This is a genomic window from Acinetobacter sp. YH18001, from assembly GCF_013416975.1.
Lineage (GTDB): Bacteria > Pseudomonadota > Gammaproteobacteria > Pseudomonadales > Moraxellaceae > Acinetobacter > Acinetobacter pseudolwoffii.
The window spans coordinates 26,995-52,256 of record NZ_VPEU01000006.1 but is presented as its reverse complement, the minus strand read 5'-3'; the positions used below and the strand labels follow the sequence as shown (position 1 = coordinate 52,256).

General features: G+C 44.1%; 23 protein-coding genes, 1 other RNA gene and 3 pseudogenes. 15 read left to right on the top strand and 12 right to left on the bottom strand.

The genetic code is table 11. The features are described from left to right. Positions 1 to 121: 121 nt before the first annotated feature. Both FTV48_RS03710 and rlmH read right to left on the bottom strand, forming a co-directional pair. On the bottom strand, positions 122 to 898 hold the full coding sequence (locus tag FTV48_RS03710) for a dioxygenase (RefSeq protein WP_179999443.1): 777 nt from the start codon (positions 896 to 898) through the stop codon (positions 122 to 124). 110 nt (positions 899 to 1,008) lie between these two features. Beyond that, the gene (gene rlmH / locus FTV48_RS03705; RefSeq protein WP_005096341.1) at positions 1,009 to 1,491 is read right to left on the bottom strand and encodes a 23S rRNA (pseudouridine(1915)-N(3))-methyltransferase RlmH; all 483 of its coding nucleotides are present in this window, start codon (positions 1,489 to 1,491) and stop codon (positions 1,009 to 1,011) included. 151 nt (positions 1,492 to 1,642) lie between these two features. On the opposite strand from rlmH, the gene FTV48_RS03700 reads away from it, so the two are divergent. After that, a complete protein-coding gene (locus FTV48_RS03700) occupies positions 1,643 to 2,590 on the top strand; it encodes a M28 family peptidase (protein ID WP_034608612.1) in 948 nt (315 codons plus the stop codon). A 60-nt stretch (positions 2,591 to 2,650) separates the two neighbouring features. Here FTV48_RS03700 and lon read toward each other — a convergent pair whose 3' ends face one another. Continuing rightward, positions 2,651 to 5,077 carry an endopeptidase La gene (lon, locus tag FTV48_RS03695; protein WP_100328791.1) on the bottom strand — a complete coding sequence of 809 codons (2,427 nt, stop codon included), beginning with the start codon at positions 5,075 to 5,077 and terminating at the stop codon, positions 2,651 to 2,653. A gap of 146 nt (positions 5,078 to 5,223) precedes the next feature. After that, a complete protein-coding gene (locus tag FTV48_RS03690) occupies positions 5,224 to 5,805 on the bottom strand; it encodes a 5-formyltetrahydrofolate cyclo-ligase (protein ID WP_100355263.1) in 582 nt (193 codons plus the stop codon). A 420-nt stretch (positions 5,806 to 6,225) separates the two neighbouring features. Here FTV48_RS03690 and FTV48_RS03685 point away from each other — a divergent pair, with 420 nt between their 5' ends. The 3 genes from FTV48_RS03685 (at position 6,226) to FTV48_RS03675 (ending at position 8,955) form a co-directional block, all read left to right on the top strand. Further along, positions 6,226 to 6,708 (top strand): VOC family protein, encoded by a 483-nt coding sequence (locus FTV48_RS03685; RefSeq protein WP_171063357.1) that lies wholly within the window; start codon positions 6,226 to 6,228, stop codon positions 6,706 to 6,708. A 498-nt stretch (positions 6,709 to 7,206) separates the two neighbouring features. Further along, positions 7,207 to 8,484 (top strand): sorbosone dehydrogenase family protein, encoded by a 1,278-nt coding sequence (locus FTV48_RS03680; RefSeq protein ID WP_227523622.1) that lies wholly within the window; start codon positions 7,207 to 7,209, stop codon positions 8,482 to 8,484. Between the two features lie 309 nt (positions 8,485 to 8,793). Next, positions 8,794 to 8,955, top strand: a complete 162-nt coding sequence (locus FTV48_RS03675; protein ID WP_005096350.1) for a YqaE/Pmp3 family membrane protein — start codon at positions 8,794 to 8,796, stop codon at positions 8,953 to 8,955. A gap of 189 nt (positions 8,956 to 9,144) precedes the next feature. Here FTV48_RS03675 and ssrS read toward each other — a convergent pair. The 3 genes from ssrS to FTV48_RS03660 all read right to left on the bottom strand — a co-directional run bounded on the left by ssrS (position 9,145) and on the right by FTV48_RS03660 (position 10,264). Then, positions 9,145 to 9,325: non-coding RNA, 6S RNA (gene ssrS, locus FTV48_RS03670), on the bottom strand. Between the two features lie 97 nt (positions 9,326 to 9,422). Next, positions 9,423 to 9,710 carry a cell division protein ZapA gene (locus tag FTV48_RS03665; protein WP_004279505.1) on the bottom strand — a complete coding sequence of 96 codons (288 nt, stop codon included), beginning with the start codon at positions 9,708 to 9,710 and terminating at the stop codon, positions 9,423 to 9,425. After that, positions 9,707 to 10,264, bottom strand: a complete 558-nt coding sequence (locus tag FTV48_RS03660) for a hypothetical protein (protein WP_100328787.1) — start codon at positions 10,262 to 10,264, stop codon at positions 9,707 to 9,709. Before FTV48_RS03660 ends, FTV48_RS03665 begins: the two co-directional genes overlap by 4 nt. 64 nt (positions 10,265 to 10,328) lie before the next feature. Here FTV48_RS03660 and FTV48_RS03655 point away from each other — a divergent pair, with 64 nt between their 5' ends. The 7 genes from FTV48_RS03655 to FTV48_RS03625 all read left to right on the top strand — a co-directional run bounded on the left by FTV48_RS03655 (position 10,329) and on the right by FTV48_RS03625 (position 17,041). Continuing rightward, on the top strand, positions 10,329 to 10,961 hold the full coding sequence (locus FTV48_RS03655) for a UPF0149 family protein (RefSeq protein WP_005096352.1): 633 nt from the start codon (positions 10,329 to 10,331) through the stop codon (positions 10,959 to 10,961). A gap of 128 nt (positions 10,962 to 11,089) precedes the next feature. After that, positions 11,090 to 12,424, top strand: a complete 1,335-nt coding sequence (pepP, locus tag FTV48_RS03650) for a Xaa-Pro aminopeptidase (protein ID WP_179999442.1) — start codon at positions 11,090 to 11,092, stop codon at positions 12,422 to 12,424. 292 nt (positions 12,425 to 12,716) lie between these two features. Further along, entirely contained in the window at positions 12,717 to 12,956 is a 240-nt protein-coding gene (locus tag FTV48_RS03645; protein ID WP_005107468.1) for a DUF378 domain-containing protein, read from the top strand. A 527-nt stretch (positions 12,957 to 13,483) separates the two neighbouring features. Continuing rightward, entirely contained in the window at positions 13,484 to 14,053 is a 570-nt protein-coding gene (locus FTV48_RS03640; RefSeq protein WP_179999440.1) for a GNAT family N-acetyltransferase, read from the top strand. A 105-nt stretch (positions 14,054 to 14,158) separates the two neighbouring features. Further along, positions 14,159 to 15,367 carry a 2-octaprenyl-6-methoxyphenyl hydroxylase gene (gene ubiH / locus FTV48_RS03635; protein ID WP_179999439.1) on the top strand — a complete coding sequence of 403 codons (1,209 nt, stop codon included), beginning with the start codon at positions 14,159 to 14,161 and terminating at the stop codon, positions 15,365 to 15,367. Further along, a complete protein-coding gene (locus tag FTV48_RS03630) occupies positions 15,364 to 16,611 on the top strand; it encodes an FAD-dependent monooxygenase (protein ID WP_179999437.1) in 1,248 nt (415 codons plus the stop codon). The genes ubiH and FTV48_RS03630 overlap by 4 nt, the downstream gene beginning before the upstream one ends. 175 nt (positions 16,612 to 16,786) lie before the next feature. Next, positions 16,787 to 17,041: a hypothetical protein gene (locus tag FTV48_RS03625; RefSeq protein ID WP_005171865.1), complete on the top strand. Its 255-nt coding sequence runs from the start codon at positions 16,787 to 16,789 to the stop codon at positions 17,039 to 17,041. 88 nt (positions 17,042 to 17,129) lie between these two features. Here FTV48_RS03625 and rsmI read toward each other — a convergent pair whose 3' ends face one another. After that, positions 17,130 to 17,972 (bottom strand): 16S rRNA (cytidine(1402)-2'-O)-methyltransferase, encoded by an 843-nt coding sequence (gene rsmI / locus FTV48_RS03620; RefSeq protein WP_005096362.1) that lies wholly within the window; start codon positions 17,970 to 17,972, stop codon positions 17,130 to 17,132. A 10-nt stretch (positions 17,973 to 17,982) separates the two neighbouring features. Between rsmI and FTV48_RS03615 the strand changes: the two are divergent. The 4 genes and pseudogenes from FTV48_RS03615 to FTV48_RS03600 all read left to right on the top strand — a co-directional run bounded on the left by FTV48_RS03615 (position 17,983) and on the right by FTV48_RS03600 (position 21,067). After that, positions 17,983 to 18,941: pseudogene (locus FTV48_RS03615) on the top strand (penicillin-binding protein activator). A gap of 15 nt (positions 18,942 to 18,956) precedes the next feature. Next, positions 18,957 to 19,370, top strand: coding sequence for a YraN family protein (locus FTV48_RS03610; protein ID WP_179999436.1), 414 nt, complete (start codon positions 18,957 to 18,959; stop codon positions 19,368 to 19,370). A 133-nt stretch (positions 19,371 to 19,503) separates the two neighbouring features. Continuing rightward, positions 19,504 to 20,190: a BON domain-containing protein gene (locus FTV48_RS03605; RefSeq protein WP_179999434.1), complete on the top strand. Its 687-nt coding sequence runs from the start codon at positions 19,504 to 19,506 to the stop codon at positions 20,188 to 20,190. Beyond that, on the top strand, positions 20,180 to 21,067 hold the full coding sequence (locus FTV48_RS03600; RefSeq protein WP_179999433.1) for an alpha/beta hydrolase: 888 nt from the start codon (positions 20,180 to 20,182) through the stop codon (positions 21,065 to 21,067). Before FTV48_RS03605 ends, FTV48_RS03600 begins: the two co-directional genes overlap by 11 nt. Positions 21,068 to 21,170: 103 nt before the next feature. Here FTV48_RS03600 and nudC read toward each other — a convergent pair whose 3' ends face one another. The 4 genes and pseudogenes from nudC to rnhA form a co-directional block, all read right to left on the bottom strand. Beyond that, positions 21,171 to 21,947 carry an NAD(+) diphosphatase gene (nudC, locus tag FTV48_RS03595; protein ID WP_100357231.1) on the bottom strand — a complete coding sequence of 259 codons (777 nt, stop codon included), beginning with the start codon at positions 21,945 to 21,947 and terminating at the stop codon, positions 21,171 to 21,173. After that, complete coding sequence (locus FTV48_RS03590; RefSeq protein ID WP_005096371.1) at positions 21,947 to 23,590, bottom strand: hypothetical protein; 1,644 nt, start codon at positions 23,588 to 23,590, stop codon at positions 21,947 to 21,949. Before FTV48_RS03590 ends, nudC begins: the two co-directional genes overlap by 1 nt. 126 nt (positions 23,591 to 23,716) lie before the next feature. Next, positions 23,717 to 24,457 (bottom strand): annotated as a pseudogene (gene dnaQ, locus FTV48_RS15175) (DNA polymerase III subunit epsilon); the annotation flags it as partial. A 108-nt stretch (positions 24,458 to 24,565) separates the two neighbouring features. Continuing rightward, positions 24,566 to 25,093: pseudogene (gene rnhA, locus FTV48_RS15170) on the bottom strand (ribonuclease HI); the annotation flags it as partial. Positions 25,094 to 25,262: the final 169 nt, after the last annotated feature.

Sequence of the window (25,262 nt, the reverse complement as noted above, 5' to 3'; positions counted from 1 at the left end):
AAAGAACAAAGAATTGAAATGATAACGGATGCATTTCTAAAAGATATGGATACATATCGCAGATTTTGGTTGCAAAATGTATCCAAATTTAAAAGTTAAAATTTTAAGTTTTCAATCAAGATTAATCGAAGCGGTAGACATCCATGCCGAGAGAACCCATGCTAAAACTGCTATGTACCAGACTAAAACGGCTTCCGGTCCCCATCGCAAAGAAGATCGGGGCAAAATGCTCCAGTGTTGGATGATTACGCGCCATGTGTGGAATATTGGACCAGTCCAGTATCGCATCATAATCGCTATGGGCCAGTTTATGAACGACAAAATTGCGGAAATCTGATGCCCATGCCGGTACATCAGCAGCCGTTCCATCCCAAGACAGTTCACGTAGGTTATGCGTGATACTGCCTGAACCAATCAGCAGGATTTGCTGCTCACGTAGCGATGCCAGACTTTGACCAATTTTATAGATTTCATCGGCACTCATCGACATGGGCAATGAAATTTCAACCACTGGAATATCCGCATCCGGATACATATGCAGCAGCGGCATCCATACGCCATGATCACGTGGACGAGTACTATTGGCATGTGCGGCAAAACCGGCATTGGCCAGCAAACCCAAGATCTGCTCGGCCAGTTCAGGATTTCCCGGTGCAGGATAGCGTAATTGATACAGCTCTGGCGGGAAACCACGGAAATCATGCCAAGTCTCTGGTCGAATACCGCTACTGACTTCCAGTGCCTCACTTTCCCAGTGCGCTGACATGATAATAATCGCTTCCGGGCGTGGCAGGTTTTCGCTTAAACGATGCAAGGCAGGACCCACTTGCTCAGGATTCAGCGCCAGCATAGGAGAGCCATGAGAAATAAATAAGCCGGGCAACGTTTGTAAGTTCATAAGTCAAACCACATCTAGAAGATGTCTCAATAATGCATTAAAAATAGCGAAAAAAGCAGGAGGAATTATTCAACAAAACGTTGCATAAACAGAACGCTTCAGCAACGTCATTAACCTGCACGATGGTAGGGATGGTTATGGTTAATGGTCATTGCACGGTACAGTTGTTCAATCAGCATCACCCGAACCATGGGATGGGGAAGTGTGAGCTTAGACAGGGACCAATGCCATGCAGCAGCTTTACGTACTGCTTCCGAATGACCATCTGGCCCGCCAATCGCCAGTACCACATCATTGCCTTCCAGCATCCAGCCTTTCATGGTTTCAGCCAGTTTTTCGGTACTGAACTCACGTCCACCCACTTCTAGCGCAATCAGGATTTCGTTCTGCTTGAGTGCATTTAAAATGCTGTCACCCTCAATATTTCGATATTTCAGGATATCCGCTTCAGAATCGTTTTTGCCGCGCTTGGCCATGGGCAGTTCAATAATCTGGGTCTGTACAAAGGGCTGAATACGTTTGAAATAATCTTCAAAACCAGTCAGCACCCATGCTGGCATTTTTTGACCAATGGTCAGGATACGGATTTTCATACAGACAGATCAATAATTGGATACTTCATTATAACGATCAAACAACACGAAGTTGAGTCAGGAAACAAATTGAAATTGAAATGAAGGATTTAGTGCTGCTTTAATGTCCTGAGTTCAAGTCTCCGCTTGATAAAGGAATGGATAATAATAAATGCGGACTAAGGTCATCATAAAAGGATGTTGTACTTTGCTGCTGTTGGTCACCGGTCTAATCGGCTCAAGTCTCAGTACCGCCAATACCAACACACGCGCTCAAATTTCTCATCTGGAATTGTTTTTCAGCCAGATCATGAGTGTCGATGAATTTCGAAATTACAAGAATGTTAAAGAACTGAACCGAGTGTCTGCATGGATTAAAGGACAGATGCAGCGTTTTGGCATTCCCTGTCAGTTTCAGGTCTATGTAGTTAATAGCCTAAGCTATCGAAATGTCATTTGCCATTTAAATGCTCAGGCCAAAACTAAAATGGTCATGGGCACGCATTATGATGTCTTTAGTGATCGATACGGTGCTGACAATAATGCCTCGGGAGTGGCAGGTTTACTGGAAACCGCAAGATTATTGGCCTTGCAAAAATCCAAGCTCAAACATGAGATCGAATTTGCTTTTTATACCTTGGAAGAGCCGCCTTTTTTCAAGACAGAACATATGGGCAGCTATATTCATGCCAAGTCGCTCAAGAAAAAAAAGCAGAAGCTGAAAGGTGTGGTGATTCTGGATTCAATTGGCTATTTTGATGAAAATCTGGTGCAGACTTATCCGGTGGGGTTGAAATGGATTTATCCAGATCATGGGAACTTTATTGCCGCGATTGGTCATTTGACCTCGACCGGAATGACCGGAGATTATTGTACTGCCATGCAAAGTCTTAACCGTCTGGAATGTCAACGTTTTATCAGTCCAACTTTTGCTCAGGATATGAATTTTTCTGGTTATCTGAATTATGCCAAATTCAATTATTCGACCATGTTAATTACCGATACGGCGCATTATCGTAACCCTTATTATAATACTGAGCTGGACACCTTGGATAAACTGGATCTGAAAAAGATGACCTATGTGATTGATGGGCTGGTAGAGATGGCCTTGCAACCTTAATCAATTTCTTTACACAATAAAAAACCCTGCCGGAGCAGGGTTTTGGCAAATCAGCTCATCTTAATGACGGGCTGCTTTCGCTTCTTCTTTGGTTTTTACAATCGGTGCTTTCACCAAGGCTTTTGGCAAAGAGATGAGGGCCAGCGGTAAAATCTCATCAATCGATTTCACGGCTTTAATCTCTAAACCATCTTTTACATTTTCAGGAATTTCCGCCAAATCACGTACGTTTTCCTGTGGAATGAAGACCAGCTTGATGCCACCACGATGGGCTGCAAGAAGTTTCTCTTTCAAACCGCCAATACGTAATGCACGACCACCCAGACTGGTTTCACCTGTCATCGCGATATCCGGACGAATCGGAATCCCGGTAAATGCAGATACCAATGCAGTGGTCAATGCCAAACCTGCGGATGGACCATCTTTCGGTGTCGCACCTTCCGGTAAATGCACGTGCACATCGGTTTCTTCAAAGCGGGACGCTTCGATGCCAAGCTCATCTGCACGGGTACGCACCACAGTCATGGCAGCGGTAATTGATTCTTTCATGACATCGCCAAGAGAACCGGTGGTAATGAACTTGCCTTTACCTGGAACGGCTGCAACCTCAATGGTCAGTAATTCGCCACCCACCGAAGTCCAGGCCAGACCATTGACACGGCCGATTTGTGCTTCTTCTTCCGCCATACCATAGTCAAATTTATGTGCGCCCAAGTAATCTGGAAGATTGCCTGCTGTCACTTCAATCTGAAGGTTTTTGGCTTTTTTGCTCACCGCTTCTTTGACCACTTTACGTGCAATTTTGGATACTTCACGCTCAAGGCTACGTACACCGGCTTCACGGGTATAACGGCGCACGATGTCACGAATCGCTTCTTCATGCACAGTTAACTCTTTAGCACGCAGGCCATTATTTTTAATGGCTTTTGGTACCAGATAACGATCTGCAATATTGACTTTTTCTTCTTCGGTATAACCCGGAAGACGAATCACTTCCATACGATCCAGCAAGGCTTCAGGAATGTTCATGCTGTTTGCGGTACAGATAAACATTACTTCAGACAGATCCAGATCTAGATCCAGGTAGTGATCACTGAACTTGTTGTTCTGTGATGGATCGAGGACTTCGAGCATCGCAGACGCCGGATCACCACGGTAATCTTGCGCCATCTTGTCGATTTCATCGAGCAGGAACAACGGGTTTTTCACCCCAACTTTAGTCAATGACTGCACGATTTTACCTGGCATCGCACCGATATAGGTACGACGATGACCACGAATCTCGGCTTCGTCACGTACACCACCAAGGGCCATACGCACAAATTCACGACCAGTTGCTTTAGCAATCGACTCACCCAGTGAGGTTTTACCAACACCCGGAGGGCCGACTAAACACAGAATCGGGCCACGCAATTTTTTCACACGCGACTGAACCGCAAGATATTCCACAATACGATCTTTGACATCGTCCAGACCATAGTGGTCTGCATCCAGAATTTCCTGTGCTTTGTTCAGGTTAATGCTGACTTTGCTGGCTTTATTCCACGGTGTATCCAGAATCACTTCCAGATAGTTGCGAACAACTGCTGCTTCACTTGAGGCAGGCTGCATCGCTTTGAGTTTACGGAATTCGTTTTCAGCTTTCTTGCGTACATGCTCAGGCAGATCTGCTTCAGCAAGACGTTTTTCAATTTCAGCGACATCATCTTCCGCGCCGCCGTTCATGTCGGAAAGCTCGCGCTGAATGACTTTCATTTTTTCATTCAGGAAGTATTCGCGCTGGTTCTTTTCCATCTGACGTTTAACAGAGTCATGCAGGGTTTGCTCAATCTGCTGTTCTTCAGATTGTTGCAATAGATAAGTCATCAGCTCAGTTAAATGCGCTTCGAATTCATCATGTTCCAGGAATTTTTGTTTGACATCAATATTCAATGGAACACGGGTCGCCACGAAGAATAATAACTGTAACAGGTCTTCAATTTTGTTGGCTGCGGTGATCAGTTCACGCGCATTACGAAGTTTCGCTTCTGCATATTGAGCAAAAAGCGCACGTAATTCTTGTAAGCGCACGGCTTGAGTGTCTTCATCCACCGTAACGGTCATTGGGCTGAGTTCATGTTCTGCTGTCAGATACTCATTTTCGTCAATGATGGTTTTCAGTTTGGCACGGTGCAGTCCTTCAATCAGGACTTTGATACAGTTTTCATCATTTTCGTGATTCACAACTTGCACAATCTTCGCGACAGTACCGTATTGATATAAATTGTCGTGATCAATTTCTTCTGTAAGCGAATCTTTTTGCGCAACTACAAATACTAGATTGTCACTGTTACGAGCCACATCAACTGCATTGATCGATTTTTCACGACCGACAAACAGCGCAATTTGCATATGCGGATAAACCACCACATCACGCAGCGCCAAAAGGGGTAGTACACTTGGAACCTGAGGCTCTAAGGTTTCTTGATTCATAATAATTTCAGACATGAGCACTCCTAATGAGTGACAACGGTGTTGCCATGTTTTAATAGTGATGGGTAATTTAAAAAATACAAGGGGCGTTAAGATTAAATTGTATGAAAAATGACTAATTATGTGATTTTAAAGTAGTTCACAACAGGGAAATTGAAAAATTAGCGTTTGAAAGCTAAAAAAACTGTCGGGGTAATAAGAGCATCCAAGGGTTGATCCCATTTTTCCCGTTTTAAGGGCTGGCTAAGCAGTTGAAAGTCATGCGCCAGTCCCAGACGGAATGGACGCCCGGGCGCAGAAGCCAGGGTTCGATCATAAAAACCGCCACCCATCCCGATTCGTGTCCCTGAATGATCACAGGCCAGCAGCGGCATGATCAATAAATCCAGCTTAGAAACATGAGTACCACGTGTCGTCATGGACTCCCGCATTCCCAGCCGATGATAGGCAAAGCGCTTGTTGCGATATTGATGCTGGCTGATTCGAATCCAGACCAGCTGTTGATTCATGTCGCAAATCGTAGGCAGATAGACCTGTTTTCCCAGTTTAAAGCAGCGTTCAATAATGGTGTGGGTATGAATCTCACCAAAAGCATGCAGATAAATGCCGATGTGCTTGGCATGAATAAATTGCGGGCTGCGTATAAGGCGATTTAAAACTTTTTGTGCAGCTTGCCTTTGCTCAAATTTAGAAAGATGACGACGTGTTTTACGCAGGTATCTTCTTAATTCTTGAATGGTCATAGGGCAAAAAGCGGATCTAACAAAAGTGTGCTCTAGTCTAAGTGGGAATTCTGGAAAAGTAAAAAATAATTGTGATCTTGATTCTCATATGACGAGGTAGCAACTTGGTTAAGTTCAGCAAATTTCATAATGAATCTCATCTCTAAAAACTTGATTAAAATTGGTCAATTAAAGGCATTGAATTATTGGCTGCTTAAAATGTCATAATTTTTTTATTTTCTGTGAAGCATGCGTTTTTAAGTCATCATTTTGATGATCATGAAACAGATTTTGATTAATAAAGGTACAAATCTAAAATCGATTTTTTGTGTTTTTGAGTGAATTATAGATAAGGGATCAGATCTCTGATTAACCCAATAGATCTAACACATTGTGCCTAGGCAGAGCGCGTAAGACCTAAATCAATGGAGATTGAACATGATGAATATTGCGAAGAACACCATCTGCCTCTGGTATGATAACGACGCTGAAGCTGCTGCACGATTTTATGCCGAGACATTTCCTGACTCCTCAATTGGCGCGATCAACCTTGCACCCGGAGACTATCCTTCTGGAAAAGAAGGCGATGTCATCACCGTTGACTTTAGGGTGCTGGGTATTAGCTGCATTGGACTAAATGGTGGCCCGGCATTCCAGCATAACGAAGCATTCTCATTTCAGGTGGCAACTGAAGATCAGGAAGAAACCGACCGATACTGGAATGCAATTGTTGGCAATGGCGGTCAGGAAAGCGAGTGTGGCTGGTGTAAAGACAAGTGGGGCATTTCCTGGCAGATTACACCAATTGTGCTTATTCAGGCAGTGACCAGTTCTGACCGTGCCGCCGCCAAACGCGCCTTTGATGCAATGATGACCATGAAGAAAATTGACATCTCCGCGATTGAAGCGGCATTTCGTGGTTGAGAGCCACGGATCTTATCTTTCATTCCAGTGGATCTGGCTGTGTAGCACAATCTTACCCAGCTGTTTGGAGGACTTCCCTTAATTGTTTTTGAAGTATTTCAGACGAATATCCGACTCTCTTATTCATAGATTCTCTAGGTTTAGGATCATTCAGGTCTAATCTGCACGTAGAAGCTCATCAAAAGATGGGCTTTTCTTTTGAACAGTATCTGAAACCTTAAAACAGAGCTTTGCTTGGATGAACTACAACAATCCCTGAATCGAATGGCTGATCAGAATTCTTTTAGCTCTTGTGCATCATGCTGCTACGACAAAAAAACAAATCTACTTCAAAATTGATAACCAATTCATAACCAGAAAAAACATCAAGCCGCTAGTAGCATCTCCAATTGTTTTTTAAAGTAAGTCGATGACGATAAAAAATAACAAGAGATAAAAATGCCTATTCAGCCGGTTCACTTTTTTTTGCCTGGTGCAGGCTTGGCACTTCTGCTGGCGATGACGGCTTGTACTATGCCATCCAAGTCGCCAATTGCTGACAGTTATGGTTCCCAGCCACAGTTACCCAAACCAAAATCCAGCTTGCTGCCTACAGTCAATATTGCACCTGCCAAAGGTTGGCCTGAGGGCAAAATGCCCACTCCCGCTACAGGTTTAAAAGTTCAGGCATTTGCCAAAGGGTTGCAGCATCCGCGCTGGATCTATGTATTGCCAAATGGTGATGTGCTGGTGGCCGAAACCGATGCACCACCTAAGCCTGATGATAGCAAAGGAATTAAAGGCAAAATCATGAAATGGGTAATGCAGCGAGCCGGCTCATCGCATCCGAGTGCTAACCGCATTAGTCTGCTTCGTGACAATAATGGTGATGGAGTCGCTGAACAAAAAACTGTATTTTTACAGAATCTCAACTCTCCATTTGGCATGGTACTGGTCGGCAATATGTTGTATGTGGCCAATACTGATGCCCTGATGCGCTTTCCTTATCAAGCAGGTGCTACTCAAATTACTGCAACCGGCACCAAAGTACTGGATTTACCGGCGGGTCGTTTAAACCATCACTGGACCAAAAATGTCATTGCCAATCCTACGGGCAGCAAACTCTATATTACGGTAGGTTCCAACAGTAACGTAGCTGAAAATGGCTTGGATCAAGAAGAAGGTCGGGCACTGATCATGGAATTTGACCTGGCCAATACTCAAGCACGACCTTTTGCAACCGGACTTCGTAATCCGAATGGTATGGACTGGCAACCACAGAGTGGCAAACTCTGGACGGTAGTCAATGAGCGTGATGAGCTCGGCAATGATCTGGTTCCAGATTATCTCACCTCGGTTAAAGACGGTGCTTTTTATGGCTGGCCCTATAGTTATTATGGCCAACATGTAGATACACGGGTCAAGCCGCAAAACCCTGCACGGGTGGCACGGGCAATTCCACCAGACTATGCTTTGGGTAATCATACAGCATCATTGGGCTTAAGTTTTTATACAGCAGATCTAATGCCTCATTATCGAAATGGTGCACTGATTGGCCAGCATGGCTCATGGAACCGCAAACCGCATAGTGGCTATAAAGTGATTTTTGTTCCCTTTCAAAATGGCCAGCCTTTCGGTCAGCCTCAAGATGTCTTAACCGGATTTTTAAGCGAGCAGGGCAAAGCATTTGGGCGCCCTGTTGGTGTAACCGTAGATTCTGCAGGCGCTATTTTAGTGGCTGATGATGTCGGTGACGTGATTTGGCGGGTATCACCCTTGAATACGGCTGCCAAGTAGCAATCAGTTTTCACCTAAACAGCCCAAAGATGAGGGGTTTCAGTCGAGTGAAAAGCTGCTGGGCAGCGCGAGTGAAAGCAAGGTCTTTTTCATAAAAACGTCAAGACGATAACTGAAAATATAAGTTCGCTAAGCTGATTTAAAATAATTTTTAAGCTGCATTTAAGCTAACTGAATTAGGCTTTTGAGATGTTTTTTAGAATGATACAGCATGCATATTTTTTTTGATAACACTAAAAAGAGCGAACACAGAGTCCAGTAAAAACTGGATATTAAAATTGCAAACACGAACACAAGAGGGTATTTAAAATGAAGTTGATGATTGCCTTTATTTTCCCCTGGTCCTTATTTATGACCATTCACAAACCGGTTGAAGCAACAATATGTCTCATGCTGCAGATTTCAATTTTAGGCTGGATTCCTGCCGCAATCTGGGCCATGTTTATTTTAGATCGAGATCAAATAACTTGAAAATTCAATGTGTATTTAAAAGAAAGTTAAAGCGATTTTCTTGTTAAGCATTTTATAGGCCTACCAGATAATGGTATGAATAAAATGAACTTTGAGAAATGACCGAGATAAATACTGAAATATAAAACTGAGAGAAAGTTTAGAAAGGATTTTAAGAGAATTATAAGTATATTTTAAGCAAAAAATTAAAGTACTCCGAAGATGCCGCTGCATGTCGTTACCCTGAACCCGATGAGTTCAAGGTGGACGCGACGCATACTTGCTGGGTTTCCTGCACGAAGGCAGGCATACACTCTAAATATGCAGAACGCATCCGGAGATATAAGTATCGGCAGGGATATAGACCCGCTGGCGAACACCTCAGAGATAAGTTAATTATAAACGATAATGTCGGTGTGGCAACTCTATGCTGTTCATGAACTGTAAACAGTTCAGCCAAATGGCCGAAGTTTAAACAGAATATGAGATTATTCTGTTAGTTCCTCAACTTCTTCTAAAATGGTTTGTAACAAACGCTCGCAATGCGCATATTGTTGCAGTGATCTGTTCATGTTCAAGACTTCCTGCATCAGCTCAAGTGCCACCATGATAATCAGCTTGCTGGGTTCCATGCGTGGTGCTTTACGACGAAATTCATCGTATTTATCATTCAATAACTGTGCCGCGCGCTCTAATTCTTCCTGCTTGTCAGGAGTAGAGGCCAGACGGAAACTATGCCCCAATACTCTGAGATCAATTGCAATTTGTTCACTCATGATGAGGCTTCCTCAGTCACTTCAGTCGGATGGGCCAGTTGTTGGATTTCTTGTGCATGATGATCCTGCGCAGTACCGAGAATTGCCAGACGTTGAATAATCGCCTCAACTTTGGCTTTGGCATTTTCATTTTTCTGGGTTAAACGCTCAGATTCCTGATTGAGGCGCTGAATTTCCTGTTGGGCATGACGCTGCTCGATCAGCATCTTTTCCTTCAAAACCCGCAGTTCATTTCGTTCAGCCAGAATTTCCTGAAAACGGTTTTTCAGATCGGTACAGCTTTTTTCCAGACGGCCATAACGGTCTGCCAGTGCAGTTGCATCATTATTGAGCAGTTGAAACTGGGCACGAGAATCTGTCAGCTGTTCGGTCAGGTGTTCATTTTCTTGTTGTTTTTGCGCAATCACGCTGTTCTTTTGTTCAATTTGCTGTTGATGTTGCACCATGGAAGAGTCTTGCTCTTCGCGCAAACTGGAATTCTCACTTTCAAGCCGTGCGAGTCGCGTTTTTAACACGCCAATCTGCACTTGTAGACGCTGTAATTCTTCTAACATATCGAGGTCGCACAGTGTTGCAAACAGAGGTAATATATAAGCAGTATAGAGATTGGATAAACGAATGCAAGACGATATTTCAGGTTGGACCGAATGGCACCGCAATTTTTCTTCAATTGAGGAAATTTCTAGCCCGAGTGAACTGCATGGTTTGCTGACCGGGATTGTTTGTGTCACCCAGGCACCGAGCAGTGAAGAATGGTTACAGATTTTAGAAACACTGGATGTGCCTGAACTGGATGCCGAAGCATTAGAACTGTTGACTGGCGAAGCTGAAGATGTTTTCCATGCATTGTCTGAAGATGAACTGGATTATTTACCTTTGCTTCCAGATGATGAGCATGTGCTCTCAGAACGTGTGCAGGCATTGGCGGACTGGTGCGCAGGCGTGGTGTTAGGTTTTGGTCTGGCTTCTGGTCATATTCGTCAGGACGAAGTAGAACTGATTGAACATTTACAAGATGTAGCCGCGGTTGAGTTTGAAGACTCAGACGATGATGCCGAAGGTGAAGAAAGCTATCAGGAATTGTATGAATTTGTGCGCCTGATTCCAGTGAGCCTGTCTTTGGGACGTAAGAAGGTGGAGGTTGAGGAAACGCCACTCTTGCAGCAATTGACACAAAAAGTGCAGCCTCAGGTTTCTGCTACAGAGGCGCAAAGCGTGGTCGAAATTTTCTCGCCTAAACGTCCAAGCTAACTAAATAGTTAGCTATGTCATCACACTGCTTGAAATCAGGCATATATTTTGCTGTTTCATTAGAATATATGTTCTGTTTTCAAGAGAATATTTCAATAAAAGCATGAATTGACAAGAAGTAAGGTGTAATGAAGAAATTAACACAAGCTGATTTTCAGGAACGTCGCAGTATTCTCGCAGGGGAAATTGGTTTACGCAGTATTGCGATTATCGCGACCAGTCCGGTGGCGATGCGTAACCGTGATGCAGATTATAAATACCGTGCAGACAGTAGTTTCTTCTATTTAACCGGATTTTCAGAACCTGAAGCTGTGGCTGTGATTGAAACCTTTGACACTGAAGAAGAAGGCTATAGCTATAGTTTATTCTGCCGGGAACGTAACCGGGAAATGGAAATCTGGAATGGCTATCGTGCAGGGATTGATGGGGCGATGCAGGATTATGATGCAGATGAAGCCTATCCGATTGATCTGCTAGATGAAGGAATTCTGGAAAAATTACAAAATAAAGACCAGTTATTTTATCGCATTGGACAGCATGCAGAGTTTGATGCGCGTGTCGCCAAATGGATTGCAACTGCAAGTGGTGAAAGCCGTCGTGGTACTTCTGTGCCAGCGCAAGTAATTCAGCTGGATCGTATTGTTGATGAAATGCGTCTGCATAAAGATGCAAATGAAATCGAACTGATGCAGATTGCTTCCGATATTTCTGCTGATGCACATACGCAAGCGATGCGAGCAGTACGTCCGGGTATGATGGAATATGCGCTGGAAGCCGAGCTGAATTATGTCTTTGGCAAAAATGGCGGTGTTCCGGCTTATAACAGTATTGTCGGTGGCGGTGAAAATGCCTGCATCCTGCATTATGTAGAAAATGACAAAGAACTGAAAGATGGCGATTTAGTCCTGATTGATGCTGCAGCTGAATATCAGTTCTATGCTTCAGACATTACCCGTACCTTTCCGGTAAATGGTAAATTCAGTCCGGAACAGAAAGCCTTATATAACGTAGTACTGGATGCTCAAATCGCTGCGATCAATGCCGTGCAAATTGGTAACTCGTATAAAGAACCTCACAATGTTGCAGTGCGTATTTTGGTGCAGGGTTTGCTCGATCTTGGCTTGATGCAGGGTAATATCGACGAGATTATAGAAAAAGAAGCTTTTCGTCAGTTCTACATGCATGGTACGGGACATTGGCTCGGTATGGATGTGCATGATGTCGGTGCTTATAAGGTGGACGGTGAATGGCGCTCGTATGAAGAGGGTATGGTCGTGACCGTTGAGCCGGGTCTTTATATCGCGCCTGATGATGAAACAGTAGATGCTAAATGGCGTGGAATTGGCATTAGGATTGAAGATGATGTGGTGGCCACTGCAAATGGCCCGCTAGTTTTAACCGCGAAAGTCGTCAAAACGGTAGAAGAGATTGAGGCATTAATGGCGAAAGCCCGCGCTGCCTAATCCAAGAAAAATACAGAAAGCCGGTCGCGAAATCGGCTTTTTTTATGACATTTCTATGCCGTTTTAAACAAGAATTCCTAGCTATATCGAATCGATCAAAAAGTGACTTAGCTTACGTTTATATCGAACAAGTCAAATAAAACTCACCTAAGTAAAATTTACAGCTTAAAAATTGACAGGAAGTCAACACAGAAAATCCGTTTTTAGCATCAAAGCTACATATTAAATGGGCTGAGATTCTCATACTTTCTCTGATCCTTAAATAAACTTAAATAAGAGCAGGAGAACACTTATGAGATTAAATACGATTGACTGGATTGCTTATGCTTTAACAATCATTGGTGGCATCAATTGGGGCTTAATTGGTGCATTCGATTTTAATTTGGTCGCTGCGATCTTTGGTGATATGAGCGCCTTATCTCGAATTATTTATGTATTGGTTGGTTTGTCGGCATTGTACCTAATTTATACAGGAACAAAGTTGGGTAAAACAGTACACCACACAGATCATCATACCAATATTGTGCGTTAAGCTAATCTTCCTGGGCGAGTTGCTTGCAAGATAGGATTCATGTCTTCGATTAGCTTGTCGAGAGGATAGAAATAGTGTGGAAGATGAAGAAACCTCGGTAGATTTCCGGGGTTTTTTTATTAGGTGTTTATACGTTATTAATAGAACCATCCTCAGATCTACAACAATGCCTAGCTAAAGATTGATGATCACTATCATACAAATAAGATTAGATTGTACATGGTTGGATAAATTTTTTTAAAATATCTGTTAGCTCAAAGATCGAGTTATATTTATACAATTATCTTAAAATAAGAAAAGAATAGTGATTGTAAATGGGCCTCCTACTACTGAAAGTGAATATCAGCTCATTTATAAATGGCTTGATTCACAATTTTATCATTCAGGATCTACGAGCATCAGTATGTATTCAAAATTGTGCGAAGCGAGTAGATCGAGTTATACCAATTTGACTAGGTTTGCGATCAAATCGTATAAGTGCCAAATGAAATAATAACATTCCGTTTTTTAATGCTGAGTTGATAAAAGTGAGTATAAATATTTTAGTTGCTGAATTAAAGACAACTCGGTTGGAGTTAAGAGCATATAAAGTTGGAGATGAATTTTCATTATTCCAAGAGTATTGTAGCGACGTTGAAGCATCAAAATATTTACAACGGCAGGTGCATACAACAGTCAGTCAAACTCAGCAGATGTTACAGAAATGGGCGTTAAGCTATTGGCAGCAACCGAGTGACGGATTTTCATGGGTGATTGCTAAGCGAGAAAGTCATCTGGCAATCGGATTACTAACGATCATTCAACAGCAAAATAACAGCCTTGAAGTTCATTTCGGACTTGGTCCTCGATTTCAGGGTCAGGGCTATATGCTTGAGGCGATGAAAGCGGTGATTCAGTATTTTAAACAATATCTTACACTTAAATCACTGGATACTTTTTGTGATGCGGAACATATACAGGCACACCAAGTGCTTTTAAAAACAGGGTTTGAAATTGTTGAACGGATCAATGCTCATACTCTATTGCCGAAGTTGGGTAATGAAAAGCGTGATGTCTTGATTTTTCAATATAGGCTGGATCATCATGAAGAAAACTAAATAAAACGAATCATTATAAAAATTTAAAGCCTTGAGGTAAGATAAAACCAGTATACGTTTTATGTAATTCGCCATAGATGCGAATAAACAGATAAGGAAGTAAGCATGCAACAAGAAGTCATCATTGTCGGTGGTGGGATGGTGGGCTTAAGCCTCGCATTGATGTTGGCGAAAACCAATATTGCAGTCAAACTTTTGGAAGCCATCAAATATCCAGATTATGATGATGAACATCTTGCCCCGTATCATTCCAGTTTTGATGCGCGTAACAGTGCCTTGTCGCGCCGTAGTGTACAGATCTATCAGGAACTCGGCCTTTGGGATGCACTACAGCAACATGCCACACCAATTCTGGAAGTCAATATTACCGAACAAGGCAGCTTTGGTAAGGCATGCCTAAAAGCAGAACAGGAAAAAGTCGAAAGTTTCGGTCAGGTGATTGAAAATGCCTGGCTCGGCCGTGTGCTGCTGACCCAAGTGAAACAACAGCCGCTGATTGAACTGATTGATGGTGTACAAGTCACATCGCTGACCCAAGATGCCGATTGTGCTTATATTCAGGCGCAGCGTGGTGAATCTGAGCTGACTTTACAATCTAAACTGGTCATTGCCGCAGACGGTCGTGATTCTTTCTGCCGTAAAGCATTGGGCATTGGTACTTCAGAACACGATTATAATCAGGTCGCGATCGTGACTACAGTACAAACCTCGAAGCCCCATGGTCATGTCGGTTTTGAGCGTTTCAGTCATTTAGGCCCTTTGGCGTTATTGCCATTGCCGGGTGAATATCGCCGTTCCGTTGTCTGGCCGGTAAAAAAAGGCACAGAAGGTGAATGGTTGGGCGATGAAAATGATCAGCATTTTCTTGATGCCTTGCAGGACACTTATGGTGATCGTGCCGGAAAATTCCAGAAAACCGGTCGCCGTTTTAGCTTCCCATTGTCTCAAGTCCTGGCAGAAAAACAGGCCGTTGGCCGTGTGGTATTGATGGGCAATGCTGCCCATACCATCCATCCTGTCGCCGGACAGGGCTTTAACCTGTGTATGCGCGATGCTTATGTGCTTAATCGCTATTTGGCAGAGCAGCTTGAGCAGGGTGCTGATTTAGGTGATGCAGCCATGCTACAGGACTACGAAAAATCACGCCTGAAAGATCAGCAGCGGGTCATTAAATTCTGTGATTCAGTGGTACGCGGTTTTAGTAACCAGAATCCATTCCTCAAACTGATGCGTAACACAGGCTTAATCTGCTTTGAAAATATTCCAGGCATTAAACCTTTGGTTGCAAATTATGCCATGGGATTAAAAGCATGAGCTTAAATCAAAATAACGAAATCTTGGATGTGGTCATTATTGGCGGTGGACTGGTCGGTGGACTGACTGCACTTCTGCTGGCGCAAGGTGGTGTGCAGCCTACAGTTTTAGACGCTGCCCCAATTTTAGATGCAGATAAGGCATTAGGTGTGGCGAATCCACGTGTTTTGGCGCTGAGTCAGGCAACCATTCACCTATTAAAAATAGTCGGTGTATGGGAAAAACTGGCACGTCAGCAGCCTTATACCGGTATGCAGGTCTGGAATAAAAATGGCTATGGTGACATTAATTTCGGCCAGCCTTCAGAAAAAACACCCTCAGTAGAACAAGCCTTAGGTTCGATGGTGGAACCGAGTATCCTGAATCTGGCTATTCAGCAAAAGATGCTTGACGCTGTACAGGATTACCGTACCGAAGTTAAAGTCAGCCGGGTAGAACGTGGAGTCGGTGTCTGGATCATTCATCTGGCCGATGGCACACAGCTTAAAACCAAGCTGGTGATTGGCGCAGATGGTGCCAACTCCTTTGTCCGTGAGCAAGCTTTCATCGATATTGATGTACTGGACTATAAACAGGCCGGGATCAGCTGTGCGATTCAAACTGTACAGCCCCATCAGCATATGGCGCGCCAGATTTTTCTGGAAACTGGCCCTCTGGCTTTTTTACCGATGGCCAGCTTAAAAAAAGAAGAGCAGGGACATTGGCAATCCATCGTCTGGACTTTGCCGGATGATTATGCTGAAGAATATGCAGGGTTGTCAGATGCTGACTTTACACAGCTATTGACCCGTGAAAGTCATCATATGCTCGGTGAGGTCGTACAAGCGACACCACGTGCGACTTTTCCATTAAAAGCACGTGCCGCCCAATACTATGTTCAAGATGGTCTGGCTTTGATTGGTGATGCTGCCCATGTGATTCATCCGCTGGCAGGTCAAGGGGTGAATATTGGCTGTCTGGATGCTGCCGTGCTCTGTGATGTATTGCTGCATGATCAGTCACGTGGTGTTTGGGCACATGAGCAAAGCCTGAAGCGTTATGAGCACCGCCGTAAAGGACAAAACGATGCCATGATGCACAGCATGTCTGCGATTGGCTGGATGGAAACGACTTCATTTTTCCCGATGGTTTGGGCACGTAATTTCGGTCTGAAACAGGTAGAAAATCAGCCCATGTTAAAAGATGCATTTATGGCACAGGCCAATGGTCTGAGTTTACTTAAAGACACACGCTATGCAGCTTAGGGTTGAAATGTAAATTTTTTAAACAAACATCCATAAAGAGTAACGATTTTGTTTAAAAAAAATACGATTTTTTAATATTTGGTACTAGGCGAATGCCACATAGATTGCTAAATTTCACTTAATTCGACACCTGGCTTTAAATACAAAGCGAGCGCTCATTTTGGGGGAGATGCAAATGACAGACATGAATGATTATGACGACGACGTTGAAGATTCAATCGTTGACGATGATGAAGCAAAAGCAGCTGAAAAAGGCGCAACAGAGAGTACAGAGGTCGTCAATGATAACGATCTTGCAGAAGCTGAAACTTTGACAGTGACTGCAAAGTTAAAGAAGCGTCAGGCACTTGAAGACGAAATTGCGGCTTTTCTCGCAAGTGGCGGCCGTATCGTTGAAGTACCGGCAGATGAGTCAGTAGCTAAAGAATAAGTCATTCCTTGACTTGGCTTTATAAAAAAACACCACATCAGTTGTGGTGTTTTTTTTGCAAAAATAAAAGTGATAGATAGCTAGAATATTAATCGTTGGCTGATGTCAGTTCTAAAGCACGTTGATAAGCCACTTTCTTTTTGATACCGGTTAAATCTGCTGCCAGTTGTGAAGCTGCTTTGACTGACAGATCCTGTAATAAGCGATTCAATAATTTATCCAGCTTTTCCTGATCCAGATCTTTTTCTTCGGTTGCTCCGCCAATCACCAGAACAATTTCACCTTTTTGCTGATTATGATCATTAGCAATGAATTCGACCAGTTCACCTAAAGTCATTTTCTTGATGGTTTCAAAAGTCTTGGTAATTTCACGCGCGAAGCCAACAGGACGGTCTGCTCCAAATATGCTCGCCATATCTTTAACGCATTCCAGAATCCGGTGCGGTGCTTCATAGAAAATTAAGGTCTGGGTTTCATCTTTGAGTTTTTCCAGATTCAGCAGGCGCTGACTTTGTCTGGATGGCAGAAAGCCTTCAAAACTGAAACGGTCACTCGGCAAGCCGACCGCACTTAAGGCCGCAATCGCAGCACAAGCACCGGGCACAGGAATAACACGGATATTATGCGCTTGAGCAGCCCGAACAAATTTAAAACCAGGATCGCTAATCAGGGGCGTGCCAGCATCACTGATCAGGGCCATATCTTCGCCATTGAGCAGACGCTGGATCAGCTGCTCAATTTTGTTGCTTTCATTATGTTCATGACATGCAGTCAAAGGTGTTTGAATATTAAAGTGTTTAAGCAACTGTGCCGAAGTTCGTGTATCCTCAGCAGCAATCAGACTCACCGATTTCAACACCTGAATTGCACGATAACTAATATCATCTAAGTGCCCGATTGGAGTCGCAACAACAAATAACTGAGCACTCATAGGTTTCTCCATGTGGAATAAATTGAATAATAAAAAATGGAAGATGAAAAATAAAATATTAGGCTTGTGTTTAGTCAGCTGCATCAGCAGCGTTCAAGCAGAAGTGTTGATCATTCTACCCGAATCCGGGCCTTTGGCGCGAGCTGCATCGAGTATCAAACAGGGTTTTCTCAGTGCCTATACCGCTTCAGGACACAAGATTCCGCTGAAATGGGTCAATGCCAATCAGAAAAATATCTCCCAGCTACTTAAACAGCATGTCAATAAAAAGACCAGAATGGTGGTGGGGCCATTGGCACGTAGCGACGTGGAACAACTGCTGAACAGCAAACCCAAAGTACGTACCCTCAGCCTGAATGAAGTGGCTGATGTCTCTCCCAATGTCTGGCAGTTCAGTCTATCCAAGAAAGATGATGCCGCTGCCTTAAAAGCACTTTTATTCAAAGACGGGATTCGGCAACTGCTGATTTTACGCCAGCCGGGCAGTGAAGCGGAGCATGAACTGTTGTTGATGTCCTTGCTGAGCCAGAGTGATCTGAAATTTAAAATCGTAGATAAACCACCACGATTTTTAATGCCCAAGCAGGATTATTGTTTCTGGGCAATGCAGAATGGATGGCTGTCATGCCTGAATTAAATCGTTCACGGATGTATACCGTAGCCAATGCCATGAGCGAACAGCACAAGCTGCCACAAGGGATCAAGTTTTGTGATGTTCCAGTGCTTTACTTAGCGGATTGGCCGGATGTGCTGCAAGCTTATGCCAAGGAACCGGTTAATCTGTCTTATCAGCGCCTGATTGCTTTTGGCGGCGATGCCTGGCACATCATCCAGCAGTATTTATCTCAGCCGCGGCTGCAAACGATTGAATTTCAGGGCAGAACCGGCCGGATTCAGATCACTGAACACGGTGTCCAGCGTACTCCGCAATGTTTTCAGTACAGTGGCACAGGTGTAAAGCTGCTCTAACAGGGAAAGAGAATAATGCGACAGCAATTAGGTACATGGGCAGAACAGCAAGCCACCCAACTGATGCAGCAGCAGGGATTTCAATTGCTTACAGCCAATTATCACAGCCGTTATGGTGAACTGGATCTGATTCTGGTACGTGAACAGGAGCTGATCTTTGTTGAAGTCAAAGCTCGTGCACACACCGGATATGCGCAAGCGATCGAGTCGGTGTCGAAAGCAAAACAGGGCAAGATGCTCAAGACGGCAATGTGCTTTATTCAGAAAAATCCACAATTTGCACACTATTACTATCGTTTTGACGTGATTTGTTTTGATTTTAAACAGCAATTTGCAAAAACCCTACAGCATGACTTTTCGCAATACCCTTATGATCTGGAATGGATTGAAAATGCTTTTACTTTTGATCAAGAGTTTATTAATCTGTGAATAAAATAAGGTCTAAAGATGCTTATATTTGCCTCAAGATCATTGTAAAGTTCAAGCAGAGTTGCCATGATCTGAGCTTAAAGACAGATTATTAGATTGAAAAAGACGTAATAAAATGAAGGAGTCTTGCTGAGTGGTTAAGCGTATTGCAATAACAATGCTGTGTGTCGCAAGTTTATCAGGTTGTGCCAGTTTTATTTCTAGCGGCACAGGTACGGCTCCTGTAGGAACTGAGAGTGGGGCGCGTACCTTGGGGCAGGTGTTTATTGATTCCTCGATTGTCCGTACTGCAAAAATTAATCTTTATAAACTAGATTCGCGCTTCAAACAGGCTCGCGTCAATATTGAAAGTTTTCATGGCAATGTCTTGCTGACCGGTCAGGTGCCCGATGCACATCTCAAGCAGCTGGCAGAAGACAATGTCAAATCCATGAGCGATGTCAAAGCGGTACATAATTTTATTACTGTAGGCAACCAGATCAGCTATAGCACCATCATGCAGGATACTGCGGTCACAGCGAATACTCGCGGCCTGATCATGAAAGCCACTGTGGTTGCGGACAGTAAAGTACATGTGCATACTGAAGATGGCGTGCTGTATGTGATGGGACGTTTGAACAGCGCAGAAATTGCTGACCTGAATCAGGTATTGCAGCAAGTGGGCAATGTCACCAAAATTGTGACCCTGATTGACAATGTTGAACAGTCTTCAAATCTGAGCAGTCAGAACTTTGCAGTACCTGCTTATGCACAGCCCGGTATTGAACAGACGCCGGTTGCGATAGATCCTGATACGGTTGAACCAACCGATGCTCCATAAGGTCGGTCATTTTAAAAACCAATTGTCGAATCAGATTCTGGAAGTCCAGCAACGCTATCAAGCATTTAGACTCTATGATTTTGGCAGTTATGCGCTGAATCGTTTAACGCCTAAACAGGGTTACACGATCGAAACTCAGCTGGCTTATGGTCTAAAATCACGGCAACGCTTTGATCTGTTCCGTAGCCAGCAGCCTTTGCCCCATCGCCCCCTGATTGTTTTTGTACATGGCGGCGCGTGGTTGCATGGGGATAAAAAGGATTATCAGTTCATTGGTGAGGCCTTTGCCAAAGAAGGCTATGATGTGGTGGTGATGAATTATCATCTGGCACCACAACATATTTTCCCAGCCTATATTCATGATCTGCATTTATTATTGAACCACTTGCAGCAGTCTGCCGGCCGGTTAGATATCTGTGCTGAAAACCTGGTTTTGATGGGACATTCGGCTGGGGCATTCAATGTCATGTCTGCACTGTATCATCCGCAATCTGCCAGCATTGACCACAGTCTAATCCGTGCGATTATTGGTCTGGCGGGGCCTTATCATTTTGATTATAAAAATGATCCGATTTGTGCTGATGCTTTTGATCAGACGGTGCCATATCAGCAGGTCATGCCTTATTATTTTGTTAAAAATAGCCCAACCCGGCATTATCTGTTTATTGCCGAGAAGGACAACATCGTTGGCCATTTCAATAGTCAGGATCTAGATCGGGTATTGCGAGAAAAGGGCAATCATAGCCATTTGATTCATATTCCGAAACTTGGCCATATTACGATCGTGGGTTCGCTCTCCAGTTTGTTCAGTCGCTATTTCCAGACCAAAGCGCAGGTGCTTTGGGCACTCGAGGATGCATTTAGATCTCGAGACTGATAGCGGGATTTAACCCAGTAGTAAGGCATAAAAAATAATCCAAGAGATTATCTCCCTTGGATTCTTTTTTTATTGGTTCAGCCAAACTTGAGCTCAATAAGAGCTAGAGCCAGGTCTTGGTATCGTCTGCGACTGCCGTACCTTGAGTCACATGCATAATCATGGCATGGGCAATACTGCCCTTGAACGGAATTTCAGGCAGCTGATCGAATTTAAAGAATCGCGCATCGCTAATTTCTTCTTGCTGTAATTCGATTTCACCCGCGGCATATTCAGCCTTGAAGGCAATCATCAGATTGCTTGGAAACGGCCAGGGCTGGCTAGCCAGATACTGAATATTCTTGAGCTCTAAACCGACTTCTTCCAGCGTTTCACGACGTACTGCCTCTTCCAGCGTTTCGCCAACTTCAACAAAACCGGCAATCAGGCCATACATCTGGCTTTTGGTATTACGCGCGTTTTTGGCCAGCAAAATTTCGTCTTCACCCCGGGTAATGACAGTAATGACACAAGGCTGAACCCGTGGATACTGACGATAATTGCAGGATGGACAGAGCATCGCATGTTCAAGCGGATGTGCTTCGGTGGCCGTACCGCAATGACTACAAAATTTGTGATTCCGGCGCCATTCTAAAAGCTGTACCGCACGGCTGGCCTGTTCGAATTGCTGGGTATTCCAGAACTGTAATAACTGGCGGATGGGTACCAGTTGCAAGCCTGTAGGAATCGGCTCATCGGGAAGCAGGTCACGGGCAATCACTTGATCACCCGTGTGGAGTAACAAATCACTTGCGAGGGCTTCAACCTGTGGAAGCTGAAAATGTTGATCGACCAGCAGTTGCTGCTGCTGAAAAATATAAGCAAGTGATAATTTGGACATTAGGCAACTATTTTGAGTTTTTCACTACTGTCCAATGCTACCTTAAACATAGCCTGTAAAACAGGCTGTTTGTTCTTTAAGTTATCAATCATCATGTCAGCACTCGCCAGAGTATCCAGAGCACGATGAATCTCTTCCGGCGTTAATGCCATTGATAGATCAATACGGTTCTTGATGAATGCTGCAGTGGTGGTGAATGCAGTACGAACATGTTCTGCATTCAGGAACAGCATCGCCCCGCCAATTTCACAGAATTGTACTGGCACAGGTTCGAGTGCAGCCAAGTCCTGATCTTGCAGATAGTTGCTCAGAATCTGGCTGGAAAGCTCGATCAGGGCCTTGGTTTCAGTGAGTAAAGCCGCATGTGCTTCATCCAGGCGGTCCAGAGAAATATTCATGTTGTTGACGCGCAGCTGCAAACGGCTCGAGGTGTGATGACGTTCCAGTACCCCAATCGAGTTCATGGCAGACAGGATCACATTCATCAACTGCTGGGCAAAACCCGGATCTTTCAGGATTTCAGTCTGGCTCAGTGAAGTAGCTTGACGGTTCAGGTCATGATAGGCTTCATTCAGGTTCAATACTTTGAAGATGTTGGCCAGATTATTGAGCTGTGCCTGCAATTCCTGAGTTTTTTCAGGACTCATGTTCTGATAGTTAAACTCGATGTCATTACGAATCTGCGCCATTTCTGTGGTCACCAGTTCGCTAATGGTATGCATGGTTTCAAAGTCTGGACCATACAGGTGGCGACTAAAGACCTGTAACTGCATATCGGTCAGCAGGTCTTCACCAATATTGAGCTGACTGCGGATATGTTGTGCAGTATCATCTTCCTGGCTAATACACAGACTCAGGACATTGGCCAGGTCTGCAAGTGAAGCCTTGAAGCTGTCCGGCGAGCCAAAATATTGTGCCATGTTGCGCTCGATACTCACCAGAGTGCGCAGACGTGGCTCATTAATCAGCAAGTGATCAATATTGCTGAATGCAACGAAAACCAGATTCCAGTACTGTTTGCTGGTGTGCGATTGAGCGAGCCCAGCCAGATAAGCCCCCACCAGTTTAATCGCCTGCAGATCCAGTTCACTTTCTTCCTGCTTAAGCAGCTTGTTCAGGGACAGCTTGTACAGGCGCTGAACATATTTGGATTTTTCCAGACCGGGTGCTTGTGGTAACTGAAAGTCAGGCGTGATCAGATCGAGCAGGGATTCAATATGCTGACCTTCACTGGTGAGCGGTTTACCCAGCGCAATTTCCAGACGGTTCAGGGTGTCGAGCAGGAACTGTGGAATTTTTACTTCACGCAGGCAGATAAATTCGATATAGCGTTTCAGCATGGTGGTGCCTTCACTCAGGGCAATGACGTCCTGCGTATTGACCTGTGCCGGGTTCCCCATAATCTTGCGCATCAGTTCTGCTGAATAATGAGCGACTTTTGCCAGGCTGGACATGTCGATGAGTGCCAGAACTTGGGCACATTGTTCGAACTGATTTAATGCATCATCAATGCCAAAAGGTAAAGTCTGATCTTCTACCAAGGTGCTTACTGCTGATTCGACTAACTTGATCGAGTTATCAACCTCATTTTTTATTATCAGTAAGGCTGTTGGATCAAAATGTATAGAGGTTTGGTAAGACATGGATCTGCACCTTTCCTGAAGTATTATCTATATATGAGCCCCGCTTAAAGCTGCGGAACCTCTTTGTATTTACTATAACTGAAGAACTGTAGTTTTTAACCTAAAGCATGCTCGGAAATGTAGATTTTATTTCGAGAAAAGGCAAGCAGTTCCATGTTTTTCTTCGAATTGTTTGATCCATTTCTCATGTTCCTGCAATTCTTGTTCTGAGGGGAGAATCACCGGCAGTTCAATTTCAACTCTGGCCATGCCTGAACGGTTGTTCTGATCGTCAGAATGAGACAAAGCATCGATATCAAAAGATACCTGTCCACCGGTCATCGCCAGATAAACATCAGACAGGATTTCCGCATCGAGCAAGGCACCGTGGAACGTACGGTCACGCTTTGGAATCTCGTAGCGGCGCACTAAGGCATCCAGCGAGTTTTTCTGCCCCGGATGCTTGGACTTGGCCATTGCCAGGGTATCGGTTACTTCACAAACTTCGGACAGGGCTTTAAAACCTGCCCGTTTGAATTCCATATCCAGGAAGTTCATATCGAAGCTGGCGTTATGCGCGATAATTTCGGCACCGTGCAAATAGTCAAACAATACTTGAGAGATTTCCTCAAATAACGGTTTGTCTTGCAGGAACTCATCGGTAATGCCGTGGACATTGACCGAGTCGCCGACCGGTGTTTTCGGATTGATATAGATATGAATCGAGCTGCCGGTCAGTTTGCGGTTGATCATTTCCAGCGCGCCAACTTCAATAATCCGGTCACCATCCTGATAATAAAAACCGGTGGTTTCGGTATCCAGAATCAATTGTCGCGGGCCATGCAATTGTAAGGTTGCGGGGGTAATCACAATCTGGGGATGTAATTGTGAGGTATTGGCAGCAGCTGCATCAGCATCTTGATGCGCTGGGTCACTGTGTTCACTCTCGGCAACTTCATCCAATACGATATTTTCTTCTTCCTGCATCGCGTCCAGCTCTTCTTCACTCTCGGCCAGATCCAGACCGAAAGGATCATCTAGCAGCCAGTCGGGTTCAGATTTTTTTTTATCTTCGGAAATTGAAGCGGTCTGTTTAGATTTTTTCAGGGTTTCATCGGCACCCTGATTGGCCAGCTGATCGGCCATTTCATTGCCCGGATGTCCAGAATGACCCTTGACCCAGTGCCATTCAATCTCGCGTCCCTGACAGACGGCATCCAGCTTTTGCCACAGGTCCGGATTTTTGACGTCTTTCCAGTTTTTCTTTTTCCAGCCGTGAATCCATTCGGTAATGCCTTGTTTGACATAGTTGGAATCGGTATAGATCACCAGCTTGTCCTGTTTGTCACAAAACAGAATGCCTTCGATGGCGGCGGTCAGTTCCATACGGTTATTGGTGGTATGGTCTTCGCCCCCGCAGATCTTGTGTTCTTGCTGTCCATGAATAATATATGCACCCCAACCGCCTAAACCCGGGTTGCCGCGACAAGCGCCATCAACATAAAGTGTGATAGTGTGTGACATAAATTAAAATCCGATCAAAAGAGAACAAGCTGGAAGGCTTATTGTATAGCGCAAATGCAGTCGATCAATCTATATGTCCCGGATTTTTTAATTTCTTGTAACATTTAACGTGAAATCACGGTAAATTATTGCCTTGTGTCTTCGACCTGCTTCACTACAATGGCATATC

Bases quoted from the DNA above. Each gene is read 5' to 3' on its own strand.
- rsmI (WP_005096362.1), bottom strand. From the start codon at position 17,972: ATGAGTGCTCAGTTATTTGTTGTTGCGACTCCAATCGGGCACTTAGAT.
- ubiH (WP_179999439.1), top strand. From the start codon at position 14,159: ATGCAACAAGAAGTCATCATTGTCGGTGGTGGGATGGTGGGCTTAAGC.
- FTV48_RS03600 (WP_179999433.1), top strand. From the start codon at position 20,180: ATGCTCCATAAGGTCGGTCATTTTAAAAACCAATTGTCGAATCAGATT.
- FTV48_RS03710 (WP_179999443.1), bottom strand. From the start codon at position 898: ATGAACTTACAAACGTTGCCCGGCTTATTTATTTCTCATGGCTCTCCT.
- FTV48_RS03655 (WP_005096352.1), top strand. From the start codon at position 10,329: ATGCAAGACGATATTTCAGGTTGGACCGAATGGCACCGCAATTTTTCT.
- FTV48_RS03675 (WP_005096350.1), top strand. From the start codon at position 8,794: ATGAAGTTGATGATTGCCTTTATTTTCCCCTGGTCCTTATTTATGACC.
- pepP (WP_179999442.1), top strand. From the start codon at position 11,090: ATGAAGAAATTAACACAAGCTGATTTTCAGGAACGTCGCAGTATTCTC.
- FTV48_RS03660 (WP_100328787.1), bottom strand. From the start codon at position 10,264: ATGTTAGAAGAATTACAGCGTCTACAAGTGCAGATTGGCGTGTTAAAA.
- FTV48_RS03690 (WP_100355263.1), bottom strand. From the start codon at position 5,805: ATGACCATTCAAGAATTAAGAAGATACCTGCGTAAAACACGTCGTCAT.
- FTV48_RS03610 (WP_179999436.1), top strand. From the start codon at position 18,957: ATGCGACAGCAATTAGGTACATGGGCAGAACAGCAAGCCACCCAACTG.
- FTV48_RS03590 (WP_005096371.1), bottom strand. From the start codon at position 23,590: ATGTCTTACCAAACCTCTATACATTTTGATCCAACAGCCTTACTGATA.
- lon (WP_100328791.1), bottom strand. From the start codon at position 5,077: ATGTCTGAAATTATTATGAATCAAGAAACCTTAGAGCCTCAGGTTCCA.
- FTV48_RS03700 (WP_034608612.1), top strand. From the start codon at position 1,643: ATGCGGACTAAGGTCATCATAAAAGGATGTTGTACTTTGCTGCTGTTG.
- FTV48_RS03680 (WP_227523622.1), top strand. From the start codon at position 7,207: ATGACGGCTTGTACTATGCCATCCAAGTCGCCAATTGCTGACAGTTAT.
- FTV48_RS03625 (WP_005171865.1), top strand. From the start codon at position 16,787: ATGACAGACATGAATGATTATGACGACGACGTTGAAGATTCAATCGTT.
- FTV48_RS03645 (WP_005107468.1), top strand. From the start codon at position 12,717: ATGAGATTAAATACGATTGACTGGATTGCTTATGCTTTAACAATCATT.
- rlmH (WP_005096341.1), bottom strand. From the start codon at position 1,491: ATGAAAATCCGTATCCTGACCATTGGTCAAAAAATGCCAGCATGGGTG.
- nudC (WP_100357231.1), bottom strand. From the start codon at position 21,947: ATGTCCAAATTATCACTTGCTTATATTTTTCAGCAGCAGCAACTGCTG.
- FTV48_RS03630 (WP_179999437.1), top strand. From the start codon at position 15,364: ATGAGCTTAAATCAAAATAACGAAATCTTGGATGTGGTCATTATTGGC.
- FTV48_RS03665 (WP_004279505.1), bottom strand. From the start codon at position 9,710: ATGAGTGAACAAATTGCAATTGATCTCAGAGTATTGGGGCATAGTTTC.
- FTV48_RS03685 (WP_171063357.1), top strand. From the start codon at position 6,226: ATGAATATTGCGAAGAACACCATCTGCCTCTGGTATGATAACGACGCT.